Genomic DNA, 24,612 nt, shown 5'->3' with positions numbered 1-24,612 from the left:
GCGCCTGATGCGGCAGTCGCTGCACGGGCACGGCGCCTCGCGCGGCAACGCGCTGGGACGCGCGCGCGTCCGCGAACCGCACGCGCTCGAAGTCGCCGAAGAGCACATTGGGCCGGAGCAGGCGCCGGCCGAGCTGGCGCGCCTGCACGCCGCGATCGCCCAGGTGCGCGGCGAGATCCGCACCATGCGCGACCAGTTGCACGGCGCGCTGGCCCACGAGGTCGGCGAGTTCCTCGACCTGCACACGCTGCTGCTCGACGACCCGGAGCTGCTGCAGGGCCTGGACGAGCTCGTCGGCACCGGTCTGTACGGCGCCGACTACGCGCTGCGGCTGCAGCGCGACCGCCTGGCGGCGGTGTTCGAGGGCATGGACGATGCCTACTTCCGCAGCCGCATCGAGGACATCGACCACGTCATCGGCCGGGTACATGCTGCGCTGCATGCGCACGAGGCCGAGCTGCAGGGCGTGGCCGGCGAGATCCTGGTCACCGACGCCATCGCACCGTCGGAGATCGGCCGGCTGCAGGCCCGGGGCGTGCTGGCCATCGTCACCTCGACCGGCAGCACGCTGTCGCATTCGGCCATCCTCGCCCGCAGCCTGCAGTTGCCGCTGATCGTCAACGCGCCGCAGGCGCTGGCCCAGATCAACGACGGTGCGGTGCTGGTCGTCGATGGCGGCACCGGCGAGATCGTCGTCGAGCCCAATGCCGAGGACCTGCGCGCCTATCGCGCGCGGGTGCGCGAGGAAAAGCGCGAGCGCAAGCAGCTGCGTCGGCTCCGCCGCGAGCCGAGCAAGACGCTCGACGGCGTCGACATGAAGCTGTGGGCCAACGCCGAATCGCGCGAGGACGTCGCCGAGGCGCACGCGCTGGGCGTGGCCGGCGTCGGCCTGTACCGCACCGAATTCCTGTTCCTGCAGAGCCGCGAGATCCCCGACGAGCACGCGCAGTTCCGCGCTTACCGCGACCTGGTGCTGGGCATGACCGGCCGCACGGTGACGATCCGCACGCTCGACATCGGCGCCGACAAGGCCGACGACACCGGCCTGGCCCTGCGCCACGAGCCCAACCCCGCCCTGGGCCTGCGCGGAGTGCGGCTGTCGATGGCACGCAGCGGCTTGCTGGAGACCCAACTGCGGGCGATCGCGCGGGCCTCGGGCTACGGCCCGGTACGGGTGCTGGTGCCGATGGTCAGCGGCCGCGAAGAGATCGTCGCGGTGCGCCGGTTGCTGGACCGGGTCCAACGCGACCTGCGCGCCGAGGGGCACGAGACCGCCGAGCGGATCGCGTTGGGGGCGATGATCGAGGTGCCCTCGGCGGCGATCGCCCTGCCCACTTTCGTGCGCGAGCTCGACTTCCTGTCGATCGGCACCAACGACCTGGTGCAGTACCTGCTGGCGGCCGATCGCAACAACGACGCGCTCGGCGACCTGTACTCGCCGCTGCACCCGGCGGTGATCCGCCTGCTGCACGGCATCGTGCGCGTGGCGCGCGCGCGCGGCATCCCGGCCTCGGTCTGCGGGGAGATTGCCGGCGATGCGCGCTTCACACCGCTGCTGCTGGCGCTGGGCATCGAGGAACTGAGCCTGCACCCGTCGCCGCTGCTGGAAGTGCGCCGTGCGATCCGCGGGATCGACCTGCGCGCGCTGCGATCGCGGACGCCGGCGTTGCTGCGCGCACGCGACCGCGCGTCGATCGAACGCTGGCTCGACGCCGCGCAGCCGGCTCGCGCGGCCGGCTGAGCCGATGCCGGCCGCGCCGGCACCCAACGCGCGCGAACCGATACGCTTGACCGGGGTGTGCAGATCGGCGGGCAGCGCGGATAATGCAGCGATGCATATCTGACCCAGTCGCGCCGCGTGCGTCGCGACGCGCAACGGAGCCGTTCATGGCCGAAGCCGTCCGCCACGACAAGACCGCGCGCCAGCTGCGCCTGCTCTCCGATGCCCTCGACAGCGGGCGGCTGGGGCCGGTACGGCGCATGGTCAACACGCTGGCGCCGGCCGAGATCGGCAACCTGCTCGAGTCCTTGCCGCACGACAAGCGCATCGTGGTCTGGGGGCTGGTCGATGCCGACGACGACGGCGAGGTGCTGGTCCACGTCGGCGACGAGGTCCGCGAGAGCCTGATCGCGGACATGGATCCCGACGAGCTGGTCGCAGCAGTCGAAGATCTCGATATCGACGACCTCGCCGATCTGGTCGAGGACCTGCCCGATGCGGTCATCGACACGCTGCTGCGCTCGATGGACCGGGAGAACCGCGAACGCCTGGAGCAGGTGCTCTCCTATCCCGAAGACACCGCCGGCCGATTGATGAACCCGGACGTGGTGACGGTGCGTGCCGACACCACGGTCGACGTGGTGCTGCGCTTCCTGCGCCTGCGCGGTGAACTGCCCGATCACACCGACCATCTGTACGTGGTCAACCGCCGCCACCAGCTGATCGGCTGGGTCGCACTGCAGGATCTGGTGACCCGCGATCCCGGCACCCCGATCAACCGGCTGATCGACGACGAGCTCGACTCGATCCACGTCGACGAATCGGCCGACCAGGTCGCGCGCCAGTTCTCCGACAACGACTGGGTGTCCGCGCCGGTGGTCGACGACGGCAACGTGCTGCTGGGCCGGATCACCGTCGACGACGTCGTCGACATCATCCGTGAGCAGGCCGAGCACCAGGCCCTGGGCGCGGCGGGTCTGGATGAGGACGAGGACCTGTTCTCGCCGATCCGGCGTGCGGTGCGCGGCCGCGTGGTGTGGCTGGGCATCAATCTGCTGACCGCGTTCATGGCCGCCTTCGTGATCGGTCGCTTCGAGGCGACGATCGAAAAAGTCGTGGCGCTGGCAGTATTGATGCCGATCGTCGCCGGCATCGGCGGCAACGCCGCGGTGCAGGTGCTCACGCTGATGGTGCGCGGCCTGGCGCTGGGCCAGGTGGGCGCCAGCAACGCCCGCATCCTGATGTGGAAGGAACTGCGCGTGGCGCTGATCAACGGCATGTTGATCGGCACCCTGGTCGCGCTGGTCGCGCTGGTCTGGTTCCACGACTGGGTGTTGTCGCTGGTGATCTTCACCGCGCTGGTGATCAACTTCTGCTCGGCCGCGACCGCTGGCGTGCTGCTGCCGTTGCTGCTCAAGCGGATGCGCGTCGACCCCGCGGTCGCCGGTACGGTCGTCGTCACCGCGGTGACCGACATCATGGGCTTTTTCAGTTTTCTCGGCCTGGCCACTGCGATCATGCTGCGCTGAGGACCGCACAAATGCCGCCGACCTCGCAACCGGGAAAGATCGCCAGTTGGGACGACGGTCGCGGCTACGGCTTTGTCGAGCCGCTCGATCCTGCCGACGGGCCGCGCGCGTTTTTCCACATCCGCGACTACGACCAGGGTGGCCGCCGGCCGGAAGTCGGCGAGATCGTGCGCTACACGCCCGAACGCCAGGCCGATGGCCGTTGGCGCGCCCATCGGGTGGTGCGGGTGTCGCTGGCCGCCACACGCGAACGCCGATTGCGCCAGGCACCGCCGGCCCCAAGGCCGCGCGCGCGCGGCCCGGTCGGCGCGCTGGCGATGCTGCTGACGATCGCGCTGTGGGCCGCGGCGCTGGCCTGGGGCATCGACGCCGGCCGCCTGCCCGCCATGCTCGTGCCAGGGCTGGCGGTCCTCAACTTGGTCACGTTCGGGATGTATGCGGTCGATAAGCGCGCCGCGCAGGCCGGACGCCGACGCACGCCCGAAGCCCAGTTGCACCTGTTCGAACTGCTCGGCGGCTGGCCGGCTGCCTGGCTCGCGCAACGCCTATTGCGGCACAAGAGCGTCAAGCGCGCCTACCGTCATGTCTTCGTGGCGATGATCGCGCTGCATGCGATCGCCCTCGCCCTCGTCCTCCGGCCCGCCCTCTGAGCGCGCCCCGTCCTGGAGCCTCCGATGTCCCTGCCCCCCGATTCCACGTCCCGCCGCCGCGTGCTGCGCGGTCTCGCACTCGCTGGCGCCGGCGGCGCAGCCTGGCTCGCCGGCTGTCGCTCGTCGCCGTCCGCGCAGGCACCGGGCCGCTTCGTGCGCCGTACGATCGAGGTGGGCGGCCACCGCTACGCCTACCAGGTCTTCGTGCCGACGGCAGCCCTGCCCCGGCCGCTGCCGGTGGTGCTGTTCCTGCACGGTTCGGGCGAACGCGGCAGCGACGGCGACAAGCAGACCCACGCCGGCCTGGGGCCGTACGTGCGCGCGCACGCGGCCGATTTCCCGGCCCTGGTGGTATTCCCGCAATCGCCCGAAGGCACGTCATGGGAAGGCGACGTGGCGACGATGGCCTTGGCCACGCTCGATGCCGCGACCGCGGAGTTCGACGGCGACCCGCGCCGCACCTCGCTGACCGGCATGTCCCGCGGCGGTTACGGCACCTGGTCGCTGGCCCTGCGTGCGCCCGAGCGCTTCGCCGCGCTGGTGCCGGTCTGCGGCGGCATCACCCCGCCCGACACGCGCCCCGATCTCAACAGCCTGCAGGTCGAATCGACCCGCGATGCACCCGACCCGTTCGATGCCGCCGCGCAACGGCTGCGCGACATCCCGAGCTGGCTGTTCCACGGCGCCCGCGACGATGTCGTGCCCCCCGAGCAGTCGCGCCGGATGTACGCCGCGCTGCAGCGCGCCGGCGCCGACGTGCGCTACACCGAGTTCCCCGACGCCAACCACAACAGCTGGGACGCAGCCTACGCCACGCAGGCGCTGTGGGATTGGCTGTTCGCGCAGCGGCGCTGAGCGACGCGTCGCCCGGGCCGAGCGCGGGCCGGGGCGTCGTCGACCGCGCGCGACACGCGACTAAGGCGCGGGGCGCGCCCCCGTCCGCAGCCGTCGCGCCAGCGCGCCGAGCGCGGCGATCACTGCGACCAGCAGCACCATCGACAGGAACTGCACGCGGGTGTCCGGGGAGACGATCAACAGCACGAAGATCAGCCCCAGGATCGCCAGCGCGGCCAGGGTCGGCACCGGGAATCCGCGCATCCGGTACGGCAGCGCCGCACCGACTCGGTCGGCGCGGCGGCGCAGGATCAGTTGCGAGACCAGCGCGATCGTCCAGACCAGCAGGCAGGTCGCACCGACGATGTTGAGCAGCACCGGCAACACCCGCTGCGGGAACAACAGCTCCAGGCCCGCCGCGAGGAAACCGAAGGCGACACTGGCCAGCACCGCGGCGACCGGCACCTGACGGCGGTCGCTGCGACCAAGCACCGCCGGCGCCTCGCCGCGCCGGGCCAGCGACCAGATCATCCGCGACGCGCCGTAGAGGTTGGCGTTGAGCGCCGACAACAGCGCGATGACCGCGACCAGGGTGATCGCGGCGGCCGCGCCGGGAATGCGCGCCACCTGCAACACCGCCGCGAACGGCGAGGCCAGCGCCGGGCTGTCCCAGGGCACGACGGCGACGATCACTGCGATCGAGCCCAGGTAGAACACCAGGATGCGCCAGGCGACTGTGCGGATTGCGCGTGCGAGGCTGCGCGCCGGATCGTCGGTCTCGGCAGCGGCGATGGCGACGATCTCGGTGCCGCCGAACGCGAACACCACGACCAGCAGCGCCGCGCCCACGCCCATCAGCCCGTTCGGCGCGAAGCCGCCATCGGCATGGAAATGCGCCAGCCCCGGCGATGCCACGTCCGGCAGCCAGCCCAGCAGCAGCGCGACGCCGACCGCGATGAACGCCAGGATCGCGACCACCTTGAGGATCGCGAACCAGAACTCGAATTCGCCGAAGTGGCGCACGCCCAGCAGGTTGATCGCGGTGAACGCGGCCATGAACGTCAGCGCCAAGCCGGGCACCGAGACGCCGGGCCACAGCGTCGCCAGCAGGCCGGCGGCCCCGACCGCCTCGGCGGCGATGACGATCACCACTTGCAGCCACCACAGCCAGCCGACCGTGGCGCCGGCAGTCGCCCCCATCGCGTCCTCGGCGTAGACCGAGAACGCACCACTGGCCGGCTTGGCCGCGGCCATCTCGCCGAGCGCGTGCATGACCACGATCACCAGCGCGCCGGCGATCAGATAGGACAGCAGCACCGCCGGACCGGCGACCTGGATGCCGACGCCCGAGCCCAGGAACAGACCGGCGCCGATCGCGCTGCCCAGGCCCATCATCACAAGTTGCCGCGGCTTGAGCGCATGCGCAGGCGTCGCGACCGGCCGTGTGGTCTTTGGACTGGACGTAGAGGTGGGCTGCATCGGGGCCGGCCTGGTCGAAAGCCAGGCACGATACCGGATTCGCGTCGCCGTAACCGGACCGCGCCCGGGCTCAGGCCAGCAACGCCTCCAGCGCGGCCATGCGCACCGCGACCCCGTTGTGGACCTGACGCAGCACCTGCGACTGCGGGCCGTCGGCGACGTCGTCGGCGATCTCCACGCCGCGGTTCATCGGCCCGGGATGCAGCACCACCGCATCGGGCGCCGCCAGCCGCAGCCGGCGTGCGTCGAGCCCGTAGTCGCGGTGGTAGTCCTCGAGCGAGCCGACCAGCCCTTCTTCCATGCGCTCGCGTTGCAGCCGCAGCATCATCACCGCGTCGACGCCTTCCAGTGCCGCGTCGAGATCGTGCGAGACGGTGCAGCCGGCGAGCGTCGCCTCATCGGGCAACAGCGCCACCGGTCCACAGACGCGGATCTCGCCGGCACCAAGCGTGCGCAGCGCCTGCAAGTCGCTGCGCGCGACTCGCGAATGCTTCACATCGCCGACGATCGCCACGCGCAGGCCTGAGAAATCCGTGCCCTTGGTCTGGCGCAGCGTCAGCATGTCGAGCAGACCCTGCGTGGGATGCGCACTGCGCCCGTCACCGGCATTGAGCAACGCCGTGCCCGGCGCGGCGGCCTGCGCCAGCGCGGCGACCGCGCCGTCGACGCTGTGGCGCACGACGAAGCCGCGCACGCCCATCGCCTCGATGTTGCGGAAGGTGTCGAGCGCAGTCTCGCCCTTGGTCGTCGACGAGGTCGAGGCGTCGAAGCCGAGCACGTCGGCGCCGAGTCGCTGGGTCGCGCGCTGAAAGCTCAACCGGGTCCGCGTCGAGGGTTCGAAGAACAGCGTGCAGACCGCAATGCCAGCCAGCGGCGCAGCGGGCTGATCGCCGTCGAGGATCGCCTGGGCGCGCATCAGCAGCGCCTCGAGCGTCGCGCGCGGCAGGCCGTCCAGGGTCAACAGATGGCGCAGGCGGCCGTCGGCATCGAGTTGCGCGGAAGAAGCGGTCGGGGACATCGCGGTGAGCGGGCAGCGGCGGGAGCTCGATTGTCCCGCACCCGGTGCCCGCGCGGATAGCACGCGTGGGTCAGCGCGACACCGGCGTGCCGGTGTCCGGCGCCGCGAGCCAGCGCTCGACGATGATCGCCGCGGCGACCGCATCGAGCGTCGCCGCATCGCGGCGGCGGCGGCGTCCCTCGGCCCGGTCGACGGCAAAGCGGCGGGCCGCCTCGATCGAGCTTGCGCGCTCGTCGATCAAGACGACCGGCAGGCCGAAGCGGGCGACAAGTTCGCGCGCGAACGCATGCGCCCGGACCCGCGCCGGCTGGTCGCCGCCATCCAGGGTCAATGGGTCGCCGACGATCATGCCGTCCGGCCGCCATTCCTTGTGCAGCCGCGTGACCGCCGGCCAGTCGATCTGGCCGCCGTGCACGTCGACGACAGCCAATGCACGCGCGCCATGGCCGAACGCGCTGCCCACGGCCACGCCGATGCGTCGCGCCCCGACGTCGAAACCGAGCACGGTGCCGTCGCGGCGGATCGCCGGAGCGGCGGGCGCGGTCTCGCTCACGCCCGCCCGCCGTGGCTGACGACCAGGGTCATGTCGACGCCGATCCGGCCGGCCGCGGCCTGCCAGCGCGCGTCGAGCGGGGTATCGAACAGCAGTGGCGCATCGGCGGGCACGGTCAGCCAGCTGTGCTGGGTCAGTTCCTGTTCGAGCTGGCCGGCGCCCCAGCCGGCACAACCCAGCGCGACAATCGCGTTGTCCGGACCTTCGCCGGCCGCCATCGCCTCGAGCACGTCGCGCGATGTGGTGACATTCAGGCCCTCGGCAATCGCCAGGCTCGAATCCCAACGCGCCTGGCCGTCGTGCAGCACAAAACCGCGCTCGGGATGCACCGGGCCGCCGGCGAGCACTCGGTGGTCGCGCAGGCGTTGGTCGATGAGCACGATGCCCATCTGCTCGAACACTTCGCCCAGGGTGTACTCCGAAGGCCGGTTGACGACCACGCCCATCGCGCCCTCGGCATCGTGTTGGCAGATCAACGCGACCGAACGCGCGAAGTCGGGATCCTGCAGCGCCGGCAGCGCGACCAGCAGGTGGTTGGCAAAGAACGACATGGCGGCATTCTAGCCGGCCGCGCTGCACGCCACCTGTGCATGACCTGCAGGCCGGCGCCGTAGGCAACGCAATCCGCTTCACGCAGCCTCCGCCGTCGGTCGCCAAGCTCGTCCCATGGCGGTCCGCATCGGCATCTCCGGCTGGCGTTATGCCCCCTGGCGCGGGGTCTTCTATCCCCAGGACCTGGTCCAGCGCGAGGAACTGGCCTTCGCCTCGCGCATGTTTCGGACCATCGAGATCAACGGGTCGTTCTACTCGCTGCAATCGCCCAAAAGCTGGCGCAGCTGGCGCGATGCGACCCCGCCAGGCTTCGTGTTTGCGGTCAAGGGGCCGCGTCTGGTCACGCACATGAAGCGGCTACGCAACGTGGAGATGCCACTGGCGAACTTCTTCGCATCCGGCGTGCTGGCGCTCGACGACCGCCTGGGCCCGTTGCTGTGGCAGTTGCCGCCGAACCTGGCGTTCGAGCCGGCGCGCATCGAGGCTTTTCTGCGCGTATTGCCGCGCGATACCGGTGAGGCGCTGTCACTGGCTCGGCGACGCGAGTGTGACCGGATGGCCGGCCGCACCGCCTTGCCGCGCCTGCGCGAACGGCCGATCCGGCATGCGCTCGAAGTGCGGCATGCGAGCTTCCGCGACCCCGCGTTCATCGCCCTGCTGCGCACCCATGGCGTCGGCCTGGTGGTTTCCGACAGCGCCGGGCGGCACCCGGTGCTCGAGGACGTCACCGCCGATTTCGTCTACATCCGCCTGCACGGCGACACCGAGCTCTACACCAGCGGCTACGGCGAGCCTGCCCTCGATCGCTGGGCGCGCCGGATCGCCCGCTGGGCGGCCGGCGGCGAGCCGCGCGATGCCGCGCGCAGCGCCCCACGGGCGCCGCCGGCGGCCTCCGGTCGCGACGTCTACTGCTACTTCGACAACGACGCCAAGGTCCGTGCGCCGTTCGACGCCCAGGCCCTGGCGACGCGTCTGGGCGGCCGCAGCCAGCCGGGCTGAGCCGGCGACCGGCTCACAGCCCGAACTGGATTTCCTGCGGCGTCGCCACCCGCACGCCGACGACCTCGACCTCGGCGCGCAGCGTGCGCCCGGCCAGCGGGTTGTTGCCGTCCACGGTGATGCTGTCGGCATCGAGCGCGGTGACCGTGACGTCCAACGGACCCTTCTCGGTCTGCGCGCGCAGCTTCTCGCCGACCGCCGGCACGGCGCTGCCGGTGAACACGCTACGCGGCAGGCGCTGCATCAACCCATCGTGGCGCGGCCCGAAACCGGCCTCGGGCGGGATCTCGACGGTGAACGTGTCCCCGGCGCTGCGCCCCTCGAGTGCCTCTTCCAACCCGCGGATGATCGAGCCGCTGCCGTGCATGTAGACCAGCGGGTCATGCCCGCGGGTCGTGGCGATCTGCGCGCCGGAGGTGTCCGACAGCGTGAAGTGGACCGTGGCGACACGACGGTGTGCGATTTCCATCGACGGTTCCTGCTGGGCGATGGCGCATGGTCGCGCGGCCGCCGTGAAGGGCGCAAGCCGGCACCTGGCGCCAGGCCGCGGCCCTGCCTATGCTGCGCGCATGAGCGGCTACTGCGACATCGCCCCCGGCCATCCGCTGCACGGGCCCTACCACGACACCGAATACGGCTTTCCGCAGCGCGAGGAGGCGGTGCTGTTCGAGCGCCTGCTGCTGGAGATCAACCAGGCCGGGCTGAGCTGGGAGACGGTGCTGCGCAAGCGCGCGGGCTTCCGCGCGGCCTACGACGGCTTCGACGTCGATGCGGTCGCCGGCTACGGTGAGGCGGACCGCGCGCGCCTGCTGGCCGACCCGGCGATCATCCGCAACCGGCTCAAGATCGACGCGGCGATCCACAACGCCCAGGTCGTGCAGGGCCTGCGAACGAGTCATGGCGGCTTCGCCGCGTGGCTGGACGCGCACGCCAACGAAGACGGCAGGCCCCGCGACAAAGCCTCGTGGGTGAAGCTGTTCAAGCGCACGTTCCGGTTCACCGGTGGCGAGATCACCGGCGAGTTCCTGATGAGCCTGGGCTACCTGCCCGGCGCGCATCGCCCCGACTGCCCGGTTGCGGTCGAACTGCGGCGGCGCGCCACGCCATGACATCCGGTGGCCTGCGCGGGCTGCTGGTCGCAGCCCTCGCGCTTGCGCCCGTCCTGGCGGCGCAGGCCGAGCGACCCGTCGACACACTGCGCCAAGCGATTCTGGACGCCACCACCGCAGGCGCTGTCGACCCGCTGGCGGCCGCCCTCTCCCCGCTCCAGGCCGTGAGCACCGCGGAGCTGGACGTTGCACTGGCCGATGCGCCAGACGCGCCGCTGGCCGACTGCCTGGCGCACATCGTCCGGCCCCCAGGCGTGCCGCTGGCCGACTGGCAGGCCCTGGCGCGCTGGCCGGGCACCTGCGATCGCGGCGATGGCGAAGGACGCGGTGCCCACCTGCAACTGGTCGATCTTGATGGCGATGGACGTCTCGACCTCGTACGCGAGACCTATGTCGGCGGTACCGGCCTGTTTTCGCAGATCGAGCTGATCCGCCAGCGCCCGGACGGCTTCGCATGGCCGCTTGCGGATGTCGGAGACGCCGACGCGCGCGACACCATGACCTTTTCGATCAATGGCCGGGGCGGCGACCAGGCCTTCGACCTCATCGCGATCGACAGCCGCATCTGGATCGTCTACCGCGACAGCGTCTATGCGCAGGACATGCTCACCCTCACCCGTCCGTTCAACCCTGAGCCCGCTCAGGACGGACTGCGCGTGCGCTATGCGATGCGCCACCGGGTCGCGCCACAGCCAAGCAGCCACCCGTCAGCACCATCGCTGCTGGCCGCAGTCGACCAGGGCCTCAGCGCACTTGCCAAGCGCACCGGCCCGGCCCCCGCGTGCCCTGAACGCAGCGACGATGCCCCCCGGCCCTGGCATGGCGCCGGGCATTACACCTTCGAGTTCGCGGCGACGTTTGCGCTGCACCATGACGGTGACTGCAGCGAGGTCACCGTGATCAACCTGCTCAACAGCTATCACGCAGCCGGCAGCCAGAGCTGCTGCATGGCCTGGGTGTACGACCGGCAGGCCACGCAGATCGCCGAGATCGCGCTCACGACCGAGCGCCGTGTGCTCGCGGTCGATATCGTTCCGGCGTCCGATATCGCGACGCCTTGAACGCAAACGCCCGCCGGTACGACCGGCGGGCGCTGCGGGGACCGCAGTGGCTGTGGGCTCAGCCCTTGACCGCGGCCTGATAGCGGCGCTCGACCTCGTTCCAGTCGACGACATTGTAGAACGCGGCGATGTAGTCGGGACGACGGTTCTGGTACTTGAGGTAGTAGGCGTGTTCCCAGACGTCCAGGCCCAGGATCGGGGTGTTGCCCGAGCCGATGCCCTGCATCAGCGGATTGTCCTGGTTGGCGCTGCTCTCGACCTTCAGCGTGCCGGCCTTGTCGACCGACAGCCAGGCCCAGCCGCTGCCGAAACGGCTGATCGCGGCCTTGGTGAAGGCCTCCTTGAATGCATCGAAACCGCCCAGGTCGCTGTCGATGTGCTTGGCGACATCGCCGACCGGCGCGCCGCCGCCCTTGGGCGACATCACCGTCCAGAACAGCGAGTGGTTGGCATGGCCGCCCGCGTTGTTGCGCAGCGGACCGCGCTTGTCCTCGGGCAACTTGTCGAGATTGGCCACCAGTTCCTCGACCGGGCGATCCGCCCACTCGGTGCCTTCGAGCGCAGCGTTGGCGTTGTTGATGTAGGTCTGGTGGTGCTTGGTGTGATGGATCTCCATCGTCTTGGCGTCGATATGCGGCTCGAGCGCGTCGTAGGCGTAGCCAAGTTCGGGAAGGGTGTAGGCCATCAGCGAGACTCCTCTTAGATGAATGCGCCATTGTCCTCCGACGGAGGTCAAACTGGCGACAAGGCCCGGCCACGATACGCGCAGCACGGGTCGGATCGGAACAACGCAGCGTTTCGCGGCGCGCGCAGCGCGCAAGACCCGCGAGCGCGTGCCCGACGCACTTAGCGCAGTTGCGCCTGGATGCGCTGCGCGCGGTGCGCCGGATCGGGGTGGCTGGACAGCATGCCGGCCTTGGGGCCGCCGTCGTCGAGCTTCTGCAATGCGGTCACGGCCGCCTGCGGGTTGAAGCCGCCGCGCTGCAGCAGCCCCAGGCCGTAGCCGTCGGACTCGAGTTCGTTGGACTGTGAATGCTGCGCCTTGACCACCTCTTCGACGACGCCGCCCAGCTCGGACGCCGCCAGGCGGCCGGCTGCGTTATTGGTGCTCGCCACACCCTTGCGCGCGGCCTGGGCGAGATAGGCGGTGCGGAACCGGGCCTTGCTGTGGCCGTGCTTGACGTGGCCGATCTCGTGGCCGATGACGAAGCGCAGTTCGTCGTCGTCCATCGCGTCCATCAGGCCACTGAACACCCGCACCGAGCCGTCGGGCAAGGCGAACGCGTTGATCTCGGGCGTGCGATAGACCTTGAAGTTGAGATTCAGGCCGGCATCGTTCTCCCAGCCCGCGACCAGGCGCGCCAGCCGCTGCGCGTAGGGATCGCTGGCAGGCGCGACCAGATTCTCGGCATCGTAGGCGACTGCGGCCTCGGCGCCGAGCGTGGCGATGTCGGCATCGCTGAGCGTCAGTCCCTTGACGACATCGCTGCCGACATCCAGCGCAGTCTGGGCGCGTCCGCCGCCCAGCCCCTTGAGGCGATCGAGGGCGCTCTGCGCGTGCGCGGCGGAGACCGCTGCGGCCAGCAGCGAGACGGCCAGGACGCAGCGGGGAACGAAGTGATGCATGGTGCTTCCTTGTGATGGGAGGGGCCGGCGACGCGCACCGGGCCCGTCGCCGCGCGCGGATTTTCGGCCGCACGCACCTCGCCGATCAAGCGTCCGGCTGCATGCCGTCAGCGGACCTCGGCGACTTCCACCCCGTCCAGGCCCTGGGCCAGCGTGCGCGCATCGCCGCCCTGCGCCAGCTTGATGCGCAGGCGCACCTCGTTGGCCGAATCGGCGTAGCGCAGCGCGTCCTCGTAGGAGATCTCGCCGGCCTGGTAGAGCTCGAACAACGACTGGTCGAAGGTCTTCATGCCCAGGTTGGTCGACTCTTTCATGATCTCCTTGAGCTTGGGGATCTCGCCTTCGCGGATGTAGTCCTGCACCAGCGGCGTTCCGAGCAGGATCTCCATCGCCGCGCGCCGGCCCTTGCCGTCGGGCGTGGGGATCAGTTGCTGGGCGATGACGCCCTTGAGGTTGAGCGACAGGTCCATCAGCAACTGACTGCGCCGGTCCTCGGGGAAGAAATTGATGACTCGGTCCATCGCCTGATTGGCGTTGTTGGCGTGCAGGGTGCACAGCACCAGATGCCCGGTCTCGGCGAAGGCGATCGCGTGGTTCATGCCCTCACGCGTGCGCACCTCGCCGATCATGATCACGTCCGGCGCCTGGCGCAGGGTGTTCTTGAGCGCAGCCTCCCAGCTGTCGGTGTCGATGCCGACCTCGCGCTGAGTGATGATGCAGCCGGCGTGCCGATGCACGAACTCGATCGGATCCTCGATCGTGATGATGTGCCCACTCGAGTTCTGGTTGCGGTAGCCGATCATCGCCGCCAGCGACGTGGATTTGCCGGCACCGGTACCGCCGACCATGATCACGATGCCGCGCTTGGTCATCGCCAGCGTCTTGACCACCGCCGGCAGGTTCAGTTCCTCGATCGTCGGGATGTGCGTCTCGATGCGCCGCAGCACCATGCCGACCTGATTGCGCTGGTAGAAGCACGAGATGCGGAACCGGCCCACACCGGAGACGCCGATTGCGAAGTTGCATTCGTGCGTGCGCTCGAACTCCTCGCGCTGCGGCGGGGTCATCACGTTGAGCACCATGTCGCGCGCCTGCTGCGGCGTGAGCGGCGTCTGGGTGATCGGCGAGATCTTGCCGTGTACCTTCATCGACGGCGGCAGGCCGGCGGTGATGAACAGGTCCGAGGCCCGCTGGTGGGCCATCAGCTTGAGGAACGAAGTGAAGTCGAGGCTGCTCATCTGTGCTCCTGCGGAGCCCTGATTGGTCAAGGGTGATTCGGGAGTCGGACGAGCAGCCGCGCTTGGCCTTGACGAATCACTGTTCACGAATCCTGACATCAAGACTCATTCGAAAAGTCGCTTGTCCTTCGCATGTTCCTTGGCCTGGGCGCGCGCGACGACGCCGCGCCGGACCAGGTCCTGGAGATGCTGGTCGAGGGTCATCATGCCCGACTGCTGGCCGGTCTGGATCGCCGAGTACATCTGCGCGACCTTGTCCTCGCGGATCAGGTTCCGGATCGCCGGAATGCCGACCATGATTTCCCAGGCCGCGGTGCGGCCACCGCCGACCTTCTTGAGCAGCGCCTGGGAGATCACCGCGCGCAAGCTTTCGGACAGCATCGAGCGCACCATCGCCTTCTCCCCGGCCGGGAAGACGTCGATGATGCGGTCGATGGTCTTGGCCGCCGAACTGGTGTGCAGGGTGCCGAACACCAGGTGGCCGGTCTCGGCGGCGGTCAGCGCCAGGCGGATCGTCTCCAGGTCGCGCAACTCGCCGACCAGGATGTAATCGGGGTCCTCGCGCAGCGCCGAGCGCAGCGCCTCGTTGAAGCCGTGGGTGTCGCGGTGGACTTCGCGCTGGTTGACCAGGCATTTGTGCGAGGTGTGCACGAACTCGATCGGATCCTCGACCGACAGGATGTGCGCGTACTCGTTCTTGTTGATGTGATCGAGCATCGCCGCCAGCGTGGTCGACTTGCCCGAGCCGGTCGGCCCGGTCACCAGGATCAGGCCCTGCGGCTGGTCGATCAGCTGGCGGAAGATTGGCGGACAGTTGAGGTCGTCGAGGGTCAGCACCTCGGACGGAATCGTGCGGAACACCGCACCGGCGCCGCGGTTCTGGTTGAACGCGTTGACGCGGAACCGCGCCAGGCCCGGGATCTCGAACGAGAAGTCGACCTCGAGGAATTCCTCGTAATCGCGCCGCTGCTTGTCCGACATGATGTCGTAGATCAGCGCATGCACCTGCTTGTGGTCGAGTGCGGGAATGTTGATGCGCCGCACGTCACCGTCGACGCGGATCATCGGCGGCAGGCCGGCCGACAGGTGCAGGTCGGAGGCCTTGTTCTTGACCGAGAACGCCAACAGTTCGGCGATGTCCATGGTGTCCCTCGTTGGTGGTCCGGCGGCGGCGCGGGCCGGCGGCGACTGGCGCCTCCCGGTGTCCGGCGGCAGTATAGACCCCGCCGTCGCAGCCCCGATGCGGCCGCGTCGCCGGACTGCGCGGCGCGGCATTGGCGGCGGCTCCCTTCTTGCCGTTCCGGACTCCTCATGCCCCAAGCCTCCGTCTTCGATCTCGACGCCACGACCGCTTTTGTGGGCGGCGGCAATATGGCGCGCAGCCTGATCGGCGGGCTGCTCGCGCGCGACGCCGACCCGCGCACGATCCGCGTCGCCGATCCCAATGCCGGTACCCGCGAGGCGCTCGCCCGCGACTTCGGCATCCTGACGTTCGAGACCGCCGCCGAGGCCGTCGCCGGCGCCGGAACCTGGGTGCTGGCGACCAAGCCGCAGGTGCTGCGCGAGGTCTGCGAAGCGCTCGCGCCGCTGGCCGCCGAAATGCGTCCGCTGGTGCTGTCGATCGCGGCGGGCATCACCGCCGCGCAACTCGAGCGCTGGCTCGGTGGCGGGGTCGCGGTCGTGCGCACGATGCCCAACACCCCTGCCCTGCTCGGCGCCGGCGTGACCGGCCTGTTCGCCAACGCACAGGTCGACCCTGCCGGGCACCAGCGCGCCGATGCCTTGCTGCGCAGCGCCGGGCCCACGGTCTGGATCGAGGACGAAGCGCGCATGGACGCAGTCACCGCGGTCTCGGGCAGCGGCCCGGCCTATGTCTTCCTGCTCGCCGAGGCCATGGAGGCGGCGGCCACTGCCCAGGGCCTGCCGGCTGCCGACGCGCGCACGCTGGTGCTGCAGACCGTGCTCGGTGCGGCGCGCATGCTCACCGAGAGCGACGAAGCGCCCGCCGCGCTGCGCCAGCGCGTGACCTCGCCCGGCGGCACCACCCAGGCGGCGATCGAGACCTTCGAGGCCGGCGGGCTGCGCGCCCTGGTCGCCGAAGCGATCGCGAGCGCGGCGCGCCGCGGCGCCGAACTGTCGGCCGCCAATGACTGAGCGCCGGCTGCCGCTCGCGGCCATGCTGGCGCTGGCGCTCGCCGCCTGCGGCACCGAACCGTCCCCCCCGGTCGTCAGCGGCGGCGGCAACACCCTCGCGATGCCCGAACGCGCCATGCTCGGCACCGCCGAAGTCGAGGCCAGCGTCGTGCCGACCGCGCGCATCTCGGAGGCCGCCGCGCGCCAGTACGGCATCGACTGCGGCGACGACCGTGTGCTCGTCCTGGTCAGCGTCCGCGACGGCGACGCCACGCCGCCAGTGACCGTGACCGGTCATGCGCGCGACCTGCGCGGTGTGCGTCAGCCGCTGGCATTCGCAGCGGTCACCGTCGACGGACAGGTCGAGCATGTCGCCATTGCACGCGCGTCCGGCCCCGACACCCTGCGGCTGGAGATCGCGGTCGCGGGCGCCGACGGCATCCGCACCGTGCTGCGTTTCAGCCGCGAGATCCCGCGCTGACGACACGCGAAGGTCCACGGGCGCCGCGGCAGGGCCGCGACCCCGTGCACGCGACCTCAGTAGCCGATGCTGATGCGCTGACGCGGGTGTGCGGGACGTTCGATCTCGTCGGCGAAGGCGATGGCGTAATCCTCCATCGAGATCGCACTGCGGCCCTGGGCGTCGACCGGCAGGCTGTCGCCGCCGACCCGGAACACGCCGGTGCGCTCGCCGGGCTCGAACACGGCCGCCGGCGAGACGAAGGTCCAGTCGAGGTCAGCGACATCGCGCAAGGCCTGCAGAAACGCACGGCCGGCAGCGGCCTCGGCGCGATAGGCCTCGGGGAACTCGGGGGTATCGATCAAGGCGACGCCCGGCGCGACCTCCAGGCTGCCCGCGCCGCCGACGACCAGCAGCCTCGGCACACCGGCCGCGCGGACCGCGTCGACGACGACCTGCGCACTCGGCCCCCCGTCGAAGCGCGCGGCGCTGACCACGACGTCGTGCCCGGCCAGCGCCGGCGCAAGCGACTCGCTGCGCGAAGCATCGGCGGACTGCAGGCTCAACCCCGCCTGCGGCGGGACATCGGCGGTGTTGCGGGCGATGCCGGTGACGCGGTGGCCACGCGCGAGCAGTTCGCGCGCAAGGCGCGAGCCGACCCGACCGGTCACGCCGACAATGGCGATGCGTTGCATGGGGGCACTCTCGAAGCTGGGGGCCTGCATGCTAGTGCGCGGGCTGCCACGGGGGGATGACGCCCGTGCAAAGCAGCGTTCCGCCCCGTGACCGGGCGGCCGCCCGGTGCCGGTCTACGGATACAGCATCCGCTTGCGGCAGTTGCCGGCGGCATCGCATTCGTAGAGCCAGCGCTCGTGCAGGCGATAGTCGGCGCCGTACCAGAACTCCATGCGGTCGGGACGGACGCGCAGGCCCGACCAGCGTGGCGGGCGTGGCACGTCGCGCCCTTCGAACTCACGGGCGGCGTCGTCGAGCCGCTGCTCGAAGGTCGCGCGGTCGTCGAGCTCCTCCGACTGCCGTGAGGCCCAGGCGCCGAGCTGGCTGCCACGCGGACGCGACGCGAAGTACGCGTCGGCCTCGTCGTCGCCGACGATCACCACCGGCCCTTCGATGCGGACCTGCACGCCGTGGCGCACGCGTGGCCAATGGAACAGCAATGCCGCCTGCGGGTTGTCCTGCAGCTCGCGGCCCTTGCGGCCATCGAGATGGGTGTAGAACACGAAACCGCGCTCGTCCCAGGCCTTGAGCAGCACGACCCGCGCCGAGGGGCGCCCGTCGAGGGCGGCGGTGGCGACGGTCATCGCGGTGCGGTCGGGTTCGCCGGCCGCGGCGGCCTCGTCGAACAGCACGGAGAACGTGGACAGGGCTTCGGTCAGCAGGGCGGCGCAGGGCGTGGTCATGTGCCGATCATCGCGCCGTCGCGTCGCGATGTCGAACGTCGGCGCACCGTTCGTCACTGGCGGCGTCGACGCTCGGGTATCGTGCCGCGATGGCCGCCCCACCCTCACCTGCGCTATGGTCCGACGCGCTCGTCGCGCGCGTGCTCGACGACGCCTTGCGGCACGGGGCGCGCGTGCTCGGCATCAGTGGCCTGCAGGGCACAGGCAAGTCGACGCTGGCCACCCAGCTCGCCGCCGCCGGTCGGGCACGCGGCCTGGCGATCGCGGTGCTCTCGCTCGACGACCTCTATCTCGACCACCGTGCCCGGCAGCGCCTGGCCCGCACCGTGCACCCGCTGCTCGCCACCCGCGGCCCGCCGGGCACGCACGAGGTCGCGCTCGGCTGCGCGCTGCTCTACGCTGCGGGCAGGCGGCAGCACCCGGTTGCCGCGCTTCGACAAGGGACGCGACGACCGGCGGCCGGCCGCGGACTGGGCGAGTGCCGGCCCGGTCGCGCTGACCGTGTTCGAGGGCTGGTGCCTGGGCGCGACACCTGAGCCTGCGGAAGCGCTGGCCGCGCCGATCAACGCCTTGGAGCGCGACGAAGATCCCGACGGCACCTGGCGCCACTGGTGCAACACCGCGCTCGCCCGCGACTACCCCGCACTGTGGCGGCGCGTGGACCGGCTGCTGTTCCTGCAGCCGCCGGGTTTCGAGGTGGTGCCGACCTGGCGCTGGCAGCAGGAGCAGGCGCTGCGCAGTGCGGCGCCCGATCGGGCGGGCATGGACCGCGCCCAGGTCGAACGCTTCGTGCAGCACTACGAGCGCGTCAGCCGGCAACTGCTGCGCACGTTGCCGGACACGGCCGATGTCGTGATCCCGCTGGACGCGCAGCGGCGCGTACGCCTGCCCGGCTGATCGGCCGCGCAGGCAATGATGTGCGGCCGGCATCGATGCGGTGCGGCCCGCTGCTAGGATTCGGCCATGCACTGTGCTCCCAACCTCGTGCTCGTCGGTCCGATGGGCGCCGGCAAGTCGTCGATCGGCCGCCGCCTGGCGGCCCGCTTCGGGCTGGCGTTCGTCGATGTCGACCACGAAATCGAGGTCCGCACCGGCGCGACGATCGCCACGATCTTCGACTGCGAAGGCGAGGCGGGCTTCCGCGCGCGCGAGCAGACGGCGCTGGCCGCGGTGCTCGAGGGCACCCGCCAGATCATCGCGACCGGCGGCGGCGCGGTCCTCGACGCCGAGAACCGGCAGCGCATGCGCGCGCGCGGCTTCGTGGTCCATATGCATGCCGATGTCGACACCCAGCTCGCACGCCTGGCCCGCGACCGGGCACGGCCGTTGATCGCTGGCGACGATCGCAGCGAGGTGCTGCATCGGTTGGCCCAGGTGCGCGCGCCAATGTACGCGCAGGCCGCCCATCTGCGCTTCGACACTGGCGCCTATGGTTGCGCGGAAGCCGCTGCCGCGCTCGGCCACCTGGTCGAGACCCACTGGTGCCCTGCTGCGTCCCCGAGTCCGGACCCGCCGGCCGAATGAGCGGCCCCCCACCTTCCACGCCCCTGCCGGGCCTGCACCGCGTCGATGCCGCAGGCCAGGCCCCACGCGCAAACGAGTCATCAGCCATGTCCCCACCGCTTCGTGAAGTCGCCGTCGCCGGCGAACGCCCCTACACCATCCACATCGGCCCGGCGCTGCTCGACGATGGCGCGCTGCTTGCCCGACACGTGCGCGGTGGCGAGGCGATGCTGGTCAGCGATCGCCACGTCGCCCCGCTCTACGCCGACCGGGTCGCCGCCGCGCTGCAGGCCGCCCGGCCGGACCTGCGCGTGCATCGCCATGTGTTGCCGGCCGGCGAGTCGGCCAAGACCCTGGCTCATTTCACCCAGGTCGTCGATGCGATGGCGCAGGCGCGGCTGCGCCGCGATGCGACCCTGTTCGCCCTGGGCGGCGGCGTGATCGGCGACCTGGCCGGCTTCGCCGCGGCGTGCTGGATGCGCGGCATCGACTGCGTGCAACTGCCGACCACGCTGCTGGCCATGGTCGATTCGTCGGTCGGCGGCAAGACCGCGGTCGACCTGCCGCAAGGCAAGAACCTGGTCGGCGCCTTCCATCCGCCGCGCGCGGTGATTGCCGATACCGCGGCGCTGCGCACTCTGCCCGCGCGCGAACTGCGCGCAGGGCTCGCCGAAGTGGTCAAGTACGGCGCGATCGCCGATGCGCCGTTCCTCGACTGGCTCGATGCACAGGCACCGGCGCTGCTGGCCATGGACGAGGCCGCGCTGGCCGAAGCGGTCGCGCGCAGTTGCGCGCACAAGGCTGCGATCGTCGCGCGCGATCCGTTCGAGCACGGCGAGCGCGCCCTGCTCAACTTCGGCCACACCTTCGGCCACGCCATCGAGACCGAGCAGGGCTACGGCGGACTCAACCACGGCGAGGCGGTCGCGGTCGGCATGGTGCTCGCCGCGCGTCTGTCGGAAGCGCTGGGCCTGTCGCCGGCCGACGACACCGCACGCCTGATCGCGCTGCTGTCCCGCCTGCAGTTGCCGGTCGCGCTGCCGGCAGGCCTCGACTCCGAGCGCCTGCTGGCGCATATGCGGCTCGACAAGAAGGCCCAGGCCGGCGGCCTGCGCTTCATCGTCTGGTCCGGCGCCGGCCGCGCCCAGGTGCTGGCCGACGTGCCCGAAAGCACGGTCATCGGCGTGTTGCGCGCCGGCTGACGCCGCTGCGCCAACGCGTTGTTCGGGCAAGCAGGCCCGCGCTTGGCCTGCGCCCCGTACAATGCCGCCCCATGCGACTGCTGCTGCAACAACCGGCCCAGGGCCACGAGGCCGCGCGTTTCGTCCAGCTGATGCTGCAGCCCGACCTGCTCGGCGGCTGGACGCTCGTGCGCGAGTCGGGGCAGATCGGCGGCCGCAGCCAGTTGCGCAGCCAGCAGTACGCCGACGAGCCCAGTGCGCTGGGCGCGCTCGAACGCGCGCGCGACACCCAACTGCGTCGCGGTTTCCACCTGGTCGGCACGCACGCAGCAACGATGCCGTCCGCTCCTGATGCCCGCACGGCCCACGCCGACGCCACCGAGTAAGGAAGACCCCCTTGTCCGCACCTCTGAAGAACGACCGCTTCCTGCGCGCCCTGCGCCGCGAGCCCGTGGACCGCACGCCGGTCTGGCTGATGCGTCAGGCCGGGCGCTACCTGCCCGAGTACCGCGAGACCCGTCGCCAGGCCGGCAGCTTCCTGGGCATGGCCAAGCAACCGGACATCGCCTGCGAAGTCACGCTGCAGCCGTTGCGCCGCTTCCCGCTCGACGCGGCGATCCTGTTCTCCGACATCCTGACCATCCCCGATGCGATGGGCCTGGAGCTGTATTTCGTCGAAGGCGAAGGCCCCAAGTTCCGCCACCCGGTGCGCGACGCCGCGGCGATCGCCCGGCTCGGCGTGCCGGACATGGAGACCGAGCTGCGTTACGTGATGGACGCGGTGCGGCTGATCCGTCGTGAGCTCGACGGCGCGGTGCCGCTGATCGGCTTCTCGGGCAGCCCGTGGACGCTGGCCTGTTACATGGTCGAAGGCGGTGGCAGCAAGGACTTCGCGCGCATCAAGGCGATGGCGCTCAACGACCCGCAGGCGCTGCACGCGCTGCTGTCGGTCAACACCGACGCGGTGATCGCCTATCTGGCCGCACAACGCGCCGCGGGCGCGCAGGCGCTGCAGGTATTCGACACCTGGGGCGGCGTGCTGAGCCCGGCGATGTACCGTGAGTTCTCGCTGCCGTACCTGGCGCGCATCGCCAAGGAACTCGAGCGCGGCGACGGCGCCGATCGCGCACCGCTGATCCTGTTCGGCAAGGGCACCGCCGCGTATCTCGAGGACCTCGCACAGACCGGCGCCGACGGTGTCGGCGTGGACTGGCTGATCGAGCTCGGCGATGCCGCGCGCCGCACCGGCGGCCGCGTCGCCCTGCAGGGCAACCTCGACCCGGCGACGCTGTACGGTGCGCCCGAGGCGATCCGCCGCGAAGTGCGGCGGGCGCTCGACAGCTACGCCGCCGGCAACCAGGGCTCGCGCGACGGCCACGTGTTCAACCTCGGCCACGGCATGTCGCCGGACATGAATCCCGACCACGTCGCGGTGCTCGTCGACGAGGTGCACGCCTACAGCGCGCGCTGAGACCGGACGCGCGCGCCGTCCTTCAACGGACGGCGCTGCACCGGTCCGACGCTGGATTGCCCACGTCTAAGCCGAGGACTGACGGCTGACGGCGGCGTCGAGGGCGCGATGGGCGCGCCCGCCCTGCTTGCCCGCTCGCAAAACCAGGATCCAGAAAACCGGGGTCAGAGTGCAATTTCGCCTCACGAAATTGCACTCTGACCCCGGTGCTGTCCCGGTGATGCGAATGGCGCCTCAGACCTCCAGCGCGGGTTTGGCCAGCTGCTTCTGGACGTCCTCGCGCAGCCGCGCCAGCTCGCCCTCAGCCTGCCGGCGCTGTTCGATGCCTTCGCGGTGGACCTGGCGGACTTCCTCGACGGTGTGGATCAATTGGTCGTGGACGTGGCGCAGGGTCGCGATGTCGATCACCGCACGCTGGTTCGCGCGCGCCGTGCCCACCGAGGTCTCGCGCAGCAGATCGGCATTGCGACGCATCAGGTCGTTGGTCGCGTCGTCGATCGCGTTCGACAGCGCGACCGCATTCTTCTGCTCGTCCAACGACAGTTGGATCGCGAACTGCCGCTTCCAAGACGGGATCGTGACGTTGCGGACGGTGTTGAACTTCTCGATGAGCTGGATCGCGTTGGCCTGGATCAGCCGGATCATCGGCAGCGACTGCTCGGCGGCGTGCTGCATCACCGCCAGGTCGCCGACGCGCTTGTCGAGCAACCGGACCGCGTTGTCGATCTCCGCGCGCCGGGTGCGCGACTGCGGGTCGTCGAGGCCCTCGAGCGCGCGCAGGTCCTCGGCCAACTCGGCCAGGCGCTGCCTGCCCGCCGCGACATGGACCCCCAGCGCGCGACGTTCCTCGACGACGATGTCGAACATGCGGTCGAACTCGGAGACCCGCCGGTGCTGGCCGTCCTGTTGACGGCCAATGTCCTGCATCAGCCGCTCGATCTGCTGGTTGGTGGTGCTGAACTTCTGCACCAGTTCGTCGCGCGAGCCGCGCAACCGGTCGATCAATGGGCCGATCACCGGCAGCTTCGACCGCCCGGCCACACTGCCCAGGTCGAGCGCACGCGCGATGCGCACCACCTCGCCGAGCTTGTCGCCCGAGGCGTCGAGGTCGCTGTTGCGCACCTGGTCGAGCAACTGGCTGGAGAATGCAGCGGTCTTGCTTGCCGCCTCGCGGCCGAACACGTGCAGATTGCCGGGCGAGATGTCCTCAAGCGCCTTGCTGGCCGCGGCGATCTCGCTGCGGTCGTCTGCGGTCAGGCCCAGGGCCTGCAGCGCAGCGTCATCGAGCACGCCAGCGGCGGGCAAGAGGGCGTGGTCGGGGGTGTCCTGGCTCATGCGGCAGTCTCCTGATCGGCGGCCCGGTCGGACGGCCGTGGGTCGAGTGTAGCGGCCATACCGGCGAGTTCGGCAGCGATCTCGGCCTCGATCGCCGCGGCCGTCTCGGTTTGCGCGACGCCGTCGATGGCGCCTGACCCGAGGGCGCGCTGACGCCAGACCGGCACCAGCACCTCGCGGATGTTGCGGTAACGGTCCAGCAGCGACAGGCCCTGCGCGTGCAGCAGTGCGAGCTGACGCGCGCTCAGCGCGTGCGCCGCCTCCACGTCGCGCAGATGCTGTCGGCGCCTGTCGAGCGCCAGGCGCGCCGCATCGTCCGCTGCGCCGAGCGCCGGACCGGCGTCCGCAGCAGCGGCGCGCAGCGCCGCCAGTGCGGCTTCGAGCCGGTCGAGGCAGGCGCGCTGGCCGTCGAGATGCGCGGTCAGCCCGTGGGCAGCTCGATCGGCATCGCGCAGCAGTACGCCCAGGCGTGCGGCCAGCGCGCTGGCCTCTGCCTGCAGCTTGACGTCGCGCCCGAACAGGCGTCCGAGCAGCCCGGCGCTGCGACGCAGCGCGCGCGGTGCGTCCGCGCGCATCGCCAGGTGCACCGCACGCAGGCGTTCGACCAGCCGGGCGGCGGCAGCGGCATCCAGCGCCGCCCCGACGTCGATCGCATCGAGCGCGTCGAGTGCCGACGCACCATGCGCCATCGCGGCGCCGACACGATCCATCGACGTGTTCGTCTCCGCTGCGTCGTGCGGCGC

At 70.7% G+C, this 24,612-nt stretch carries 28 protein-coding genes; 15 read left to right on the top strand and 13 right to left on the bottom strand.

The features are described 5' to 3' along the window. Nucleotides 1-7: 7 nt before the first annotated feature. The 4 genes from ptsP to WAF18_RS05785 all read left to right on the top strand — a co-directional run bounded on the left by ptsP (nt 8) and on the right by WAF18_RS05785 (nt 4,754). Nucleotides 8-1,741: a phosphoenolpyruvate--protein phosphotransferase gene (gene ptsP, locus WAF18_RS05800; RefSeq protein WP_337244288.1), complete on the top strand. Its 1,734-nt coding sequence runs from the start codon at nt 8-10 to the stop codon at nt 1,739-1,741. A 146-nt stretch (nt 1,742-1,887) separates the two neighbouring features. Beyond that, nucleotides 1,888-3,249: a magnesium transporter gene (gene mgtE, locus WAF18_RS05795; protein WP_337244287.1), complete on the top strand. Its 1,362-nt coding sequence runs from the start codon at nt 1,888-1,890 to the stop codon at nt 3,247-3,249. Between the two features lie 11 nt (nt 3,250-3,260). Next, nucleotides 3,261-3,899: a DUF1294 domain-containing protein gene (locus tag WAF18_RS05790; RefSeq protein WP_337244286.1), complete on the top strand. Its 639-nt coding sequence runs from the start codon at nt 3,261-3,263 to the stop codon at nt 3,897-3,899. 24 nt (nt 3,900-3,923) lie between these two features. After that, a complete protein-coding gene (locus tag WAF18_RS05785; protein WP_337244285.1) occupies nt 3,924-4,754 on the top strand; it encodes a prolyl oligopeptidase family serine peptidase in 831 nt (276 codons plus the stop codon). Nucleotides 4,755-4,814: 60 nt separating this feature from the next. Here WAF18_RS05785 and WAF18_RS05780 read toward each other — a convergent pair whose 3' ends face one another. The 4 genes from WAF18_RS05780 to WAF18_RS05765 form a co-directional block, all read right to left on the bottom strand. After that, complete coding sequence (locus WAF18_RS05780; protein WP_337244284.1) at nt 4,815-6,212, bottom strand: amino acid permease; 1,398 nt, start codon at nt 6,210-6,212, stop codon at nt 4,815-4,817. Nucleotides 6,213-6,282: 70 nt separating this feature from the next. Beyond that, a complete protein-coding gene (locus tag WAF18_RS05775) occupies nt 6,283-7,230 on the bottom strand; it encodes an aspartate carbamoyltransferase catalytic subunit (protein WP_337244283.1) in 948 nt (315 codons plus the stop codon). 70 nt (nt 7,231-7,300) lie between these two features. Then, entirely contained in the window at nt 7,301-7,783 is a 483-nt protein-coding gene (gene ruvX, locus WAF18_RS05770) for a Holliday junction resolvase RuvX (protein WP_337244282.1), read from the bottom strand. Continuing rightward, nucleotides 7,780-8,334 carry a YqgE/AlgH family protein gene (locus tag WAF18_RS05765; RefSeq protein ID WP_337244281.1) on the bottom strand — a complete coding sequence of 185 codons (555 nt, stop codon included), beginning with the start codon at nt 8,332-8,334 and terminating at the stop codon, nt 7,780-7,782. Before WAF18_RS05765 ends, ruvX begins: the two co-directional genes overlap by 4 nt. 115 nt (nt 8,335-8,449) lie before the next feature. Here WAF18_RS05765 and WAF18_RS05760 point away from each other — a divergent pair, with 115 nt between their 5' ends. Further along, nucleotides 8,450-9,334 (top strand): DUF72 domain-containing protein, encoded by an 885-nt coding sequence (locus tag WAF18_RS05760; protein ID WP_337244280.1) that lies wholly within the window; start codon nt 8,450-8,452, stop codon nt 9,332-9,334. 13 nt (nt 9,335-9,347) lie between these two features. On the opposite strand, the gene WAF18_RS05755 is transcribed toward WAF18_RS05760, so the two are convergent. After that, nucleotides 9,348-9,803 (bottom strand): peptidylprolyl isomerase, encoded by a 456-nt coding sequence (locus WAF18_RS05755; protein ID WP_337244279.1) that lies wholly within the window; start codon nt 9,801-9,803, stop codon nt 9,348-9,350. Nucleotides 9,804-9,903: 100 nt separating this feature from the next. Here WAF18_RS05755 and WAF18_RS05750 point away from each other — a divergent pair, with 100 nt between their 5' ends. Beyond that, the gene (locus tag WAF18_RS05750; RefSeq protein ID WP_337244278.1) at nt 9,904-10,443 is read left to right on the top strand and encodes a DNA-3-methyladenine glycosylase I; all 540 of its coding nucleotides are present in this window, start codon (nt 9,904-9,906) and stop codon (nt 10,441-10,443) included. Beyond that, complete coding sequence (locus tag WAF18_RS05745; RefSeq protein WP_337244277.1) at nt 10,440-11,504, top strand: hypothetical protein; 1,065 nt, start codon at nt 10,440-10,442, stop codon at nt 11,502-11,504. Before WAF18_RS05750 ends, WAF18_RS05745 begins: the two co-directional genes overlap by 4 nt. A 58-nt stretch (nt 11,505-11,562) precedes the next feature. Here the strand turns inward: WAF18_RS05745 and WAF18_RS05740 are convergent, their stop codons facing one another. The 4 genes from WAF18_RS05740 to WAF18_RS05725 form a co-directional block, all read right to left on the bottom strand. Beyond that, the gene (locus tag WAF18_RS05740; RefSeq protein WP_183427425.1) at nt 11,563-12,189 is read right to left on the bottom strand and encodes a superoxide dismutase; all 627 of its coding nucleotides are present in this window, start codon (nt 12,187-12,189) and stop codon (nt 11,563-11,565) included. Between the two features lie 161 nt (nt 12,190-12,350). After that, complete coding sequence (locus WAF18_RS05735; RefSeq protein WP_337244276.1) at nt 12,351-13,130, bottom strand: M48 family metallopeptidase; 780 nt, start codon at nt 13,128-13,130, stop codon at nt 12,351-12,353. Nucleotides 13,131-13,237: 107 nt separating this feature from the next. Then, the gene (locus WAF18_RS05730) at nt 13,238-14,368 is read right to left on the bottom strand and encodes a PilT/PilU family type 4a pilus ATPase (RefSeq protein WP_183427427.1); all 1,131 of its coding nucleotides are present in this window, start codon (nt 14,366-14,368) and stop codon (nt 13,238-13,240) included. Between the two features lie 105 nt (nt 14,369-14,473). After that, the gene (locus WAF18_RS05725) at nt 14,474-15,511 is read right to left on the bottom strand and encodes a type IV pilus twitching motility protein PilT (protein WP_337244275.1); all 1,038 of its coding nucleotides are present in this window, start codon (nt 15,509-15,511) and stop codon (nt 14,474-14,476) included. 168 nt (nt 15,512-15,679) lie between these two features. Between WAF18_RS05725 and proC the strand changes: the two genes are divergently transcribed. Continuing rightward, nucleotides 15,680-16,522, top strand: a complete 843-nt coding sequence (gene proC / locus WAF18_RS05720; protein ID WP_337244274.1) for a pyrroline-5-carboxylate reductase — start codon at nt 15,680-15,682, stop codon at nt 16,520-16,522. Continuing rightward, a complete protein-coding gene (locus WAF18_RS05715) occupies nt 16,515-16,982 on the top strand; it encodes a DUF4426 domain-containing protein (RefSeq protein ID WP_337244273.1) in 468 nt (155 codons plus the stop codon). The genes proC and WAF18_RS05715 overlap by 8 nt, the downstream gene beginning before the upstream one ends. A 56-nt stretch (nt 16,983-17,038) precedes the next feature. Here WAF18_RS05715 and WAF18_RS05710 read toward each other — a convergent pair whose 3' ends face one another. Together WAF18_RS05710 and pdxH are read right to left on the bottom strand one after the other, a co-directional pair. Beyond that, nucleotides 17,039-17,656, bottom strand: a complete 618-nt coding sequence (locus WAF18_RS05710; RefSeq protein WP_337244272.1) for an NAD(P)-dependent oxidoreductase — start codon at nt 17,654-17,656, stop codon at nt 17,039-17,041. Nucleotides 17,657-17,770: 114 nt separating this feature from the next. Then, nucleotides 17,771-18,409 (bottom strand): pyridoxamine 5'-phosphate oxidase, encoded by a 639-nt coding sequence (pdxH, locus tag WAF18_RS05705; protein ID WP_337244378.1) that lies wholly within the window; start codon nt 18,407-18,409, stop codon nt 17,771-17,773. Between the two features lie 59 nt (nt 18,410-18,468). On the opposite strand from pdxH, the gene WAF18_RS05700 reads away from it, so the two are divergent. The 6 genes from WAF18_RS05700 to hemE all read left to right on the top strand — a co-directional run bounded on the left by WAF18_RS05700 (nt 18,469) and on the right by hemE (nt 22,534). Continuing rightward, on the top strand, nt 18,469-18,915 hold the full coding sequence (locus WAF18_RS05700) for a hypothetical protein (RefSeq protein ID WP_337244271.1): 447 nt from the start codon (nt 18,469-18,471) through the stop codon (nt 18,913-18,915). Continuing rightward, nucleotides 18,803-19,276, top strand: coding sequence for a hypothetical protein (locus WAF18_RS05695; protein ID WP_337244270.1), 474 nt, complete (start codon nt 18,803-18,805; stop codon nt 19,274-19,276). Before WAF18_RS05700 ends, WAF18_RS05695 begins: the two co-directional genes overlap by 113 nt. 66 nt (nt 19,277-19,342) lie before the next feature. Beyond that, complete coding sequence (locus tag WAF18_RS05690) at nt 19,343-19,903, top strand: shikimate kinase (protein ID WP_337244269.1); 561 nt, start codon at nt 19,343-19,345, stop codon at nt 19,901-19,903. Between the two features lie 86 nt (nt 19,904-19,989). Further along, nucleotides 19,990-21,084 (top strand): 3-dehydroquinate synthase, encoded by a 1,095-nt coding sequence (gene aroB, locus WAF18_RS05685; RefSeq protein ID WP_337244268.1) that lies wholly within the window; start codon nt 19,990-19,992, stop codon nt 21,082-21,084. Between the two features lie 71 nt (nt 21,085-21,155). Continuing rightward, nucleotides 21,156-21,449, top strand: a complete 294-nt coding sequence (locus tag WAF18_RS05680; RefSeq protein WP_337244267.1) for a WGR domain-containing protein — start codon at nt 21,156-21,158, stop codon at nt 21,447-21,449. 11 nt (nt 21,450-21,460) lie between these two features. After that, complete coding sequence (gene hemE / locus WAF18_RS05675; protein ID WP_337244266.1) at nt 21,461-22,534, top strand: uroporphyrinogen decarboxylase; 1,074 nt, start codon at nt 21,461-21,463, stop codon at nt 22,532-22,534. Nucleotides 22,535-22,768: 234 nt separating this feature from the next. Here hemE and WAF18_RS05670 read toward each other — a convergent pair whose 3' ends face one another. After that, nucleotides 22,769-23,869: a toxic anion resistance protein gene (locus WAF18_RS05670; protein WP_337244265.1), complete on the bottom strand. Its 1,101-nt coding sequence runs from the start codon at nt 23,867-23,869 to the stop codon at nt 22,769-22,771. Beyond that, entirely contained in the window at nt 23,866-24,579 is a 714-nt protein-coding gene (locus tag WAF18_RS05665) for a hypothetical protein (protein ID WP_337244264.1), read from the bottom strand. The genes WAF18_RS05670 and WAF18_RS05665 overlap by 4 nt, the downstream gene beginning before the upstream one ends. Nucleotides 24,580-24,612: the final 33 nt, after the last annotated feature.

It is taken from the genome of Luteimonas sp. gir (assembly GCF_037198055.1).
Taxonomy (GTDB): domain Bacteria; phylum Pseudomonadota; class Gammaproteobacteria; order Xanthomonadales; family Xanthomonadaceae; genus Luteimonas; species Luteimonas citri_A.
Note: the sequence above shows the minus strand (reverse complement) of the source record. Positions and strands in the feature narration are given on the sequence as shown.

Bases quoted from the DNA above. Each gene is read 5' to 3' on its own strand.
- WAF18_RS05690 (WP_337244269.1), top strand. From the start codon at position 19,343: ATGCACTGTGCTCCCAACCTCGTGCTCGTCGGTCCGATGGGCGCCGGC.
- WAF18_RS05750 (WP_337244278.1), top strand. From the start codon at position 9,904: ATGAGCGGCTACTGCGACATCGCCCCCGGCCATCCGCTGCACGGGCCC.
- WAF18_RS05760 (WP_337244280.1), top strand. From the start codon at position 8,450: ATGGCGGTCCGCATCGGCATCTCCGGCTGGCGTTATGCCCCCTGGCGC.
- WAF18_RS05790 (WP_337244286.1), top strand. From the start codon at position 3,261: ATGCCGCCGACCTCGCAACCGGGAAAGATCGCCAGTTGGGACGACGGT.
- WAF18_RS05670 (WP_337244265.1), bottom strand. From the start codon at position 23,869: ATGAGCCAGGACACCCCCGACCACGCCCTCTTGCCCGCCGCTGGCGTG.
- WAF18_RS05775 (WP_337244283.1), bottom strand. From the start codon at position 7,230: ATGTCCCCGACCGCTTCTTCCGCGCAACTCGATGCCGACGGCCGCCTG.
- WAF18_RS05700 (WP_337244271.1), top strand. From the start codon at position 18,469: ATGGCCGCCCCACCCTCACCTGCGCTATGGTCCGACGCGCTCGTCGCG.
- WAF18_RS05765 (WP_337244281.1), bottom strand. From the start codon at position 8,334: ATGTCGTTCTTTGCCAACCACCTGCTGGTCGCGCTGCCGGCGCTGCAG.
- WAF18_RS05735 (WP_337244276.1), bottom strand. From the start codon at position 13,130: ATGCATCACTTCGTTCCCCGCTGCGTCCTGGCCGTCTCGCTGCTGGCC.
- WAF18_RS05730 (WP_183427427.1), bottom strand. From the start codon at position 14,368: ATGAGCAGCCTCGACTTCACTTCGTTCCTCAAGCTGATGGCCCACCAG.
- WAF18_RS05745 (WP_337244277.1), top strand. From the start codon at position 10,440: ATGACATCCGGTGGCCTGCGCGGGCTGCTGGTCGCAGCCCTCGCGCTT.
- ptsP (WP_337244288.1), top strand. From the start codon at position 8: ATGCGGCAGTCGCTGCACGGGCACGGCGCCTCGCGCGGCAACGCGCTG.
- WAF18_RS05725 (WP_337244275.1), bottom strand. From the start codon at position 15,511: ATGGACATCGCCGAACTGTTGGCGTTCTCGGTCAAGAACAAGGCCTCC.
- mgtE (WP_337244287.1), top strand. From the start codon at position 1,888: ATGGCCGAAGCCGTCCGCCACGACAAGACCGCGCGCCAGCTGCGCCTG.
- WAF18_RS05755 (WP_337244279.1), bottom strand. From the start codon at position 9,803: ATGGAAATCGCACACCGTCGTGTCGCCACGGTCCACTTCACGCTGTCG.
- WAF18_RS05715 (WP_337244273.1), top strand. From the start codon at position 16,515: ATGACTGAGCGCCGGCTGCCGCTCGCGGCCATGCTGGCGCTGGCGCTC.
- WAF18_RS05785 (WP_337244285.1), top strand. From the start codon at position 3,924: ATGTCCCTGCCCCCCGATTCCACGTCCCGCCGCCGCGTGCTGCGCGGT.
- aroB (WP_337244268.1), top strand. From the start codon at position 19,990: ATGTCCCCACCGCTTCGTGAAGTCGCCGTCGCCGGCGAACGCCCCTAC.
- WAF18_RS05665 (WP_337244264.1), bottom strand. From the start codon at position 24,579: ATGGATCGTGTCGGCGCCGCGATGGCGCATGGTGCGTCGGCACTCGAC.
- proC (WP_337244274.1), top strand. From the start codon at position 15,680: ATGCCCCAAGCCTCCGTCTTCGATCTCGACGCCACGACCGCTTTTGTG.
- WAF18_RS05710 (WP_337244272.1), bottom strand. From the start codon at position 17,656: ATGCAACGCATCGCCATTGTCGGCGTGACCGGTCGGGTCGGCTCGCGC.
- WAF18_RS05740 (WP_183427425.1), bottom strand. From the start codon at position 12,189: ATGGCCTACACCCTTCCCGAACTTGGCTACGCCTACGACGCGCTCGAG.
- WAF18_RS05780 (WP_337244284.1), bottom strand. From the start codon at position 6,212: ATGCAGCCCACCTCTACGTCCAGTCCAAAGACCACACGGCCGGTCGCG.
- WAF18_RS05680 (WP_337244267.1), top strand. From the start codon at position 21,156: ATGCGACTGCTGCTGCAACAACCGGCCCAGGGCCACGAGGCCGCGCGT.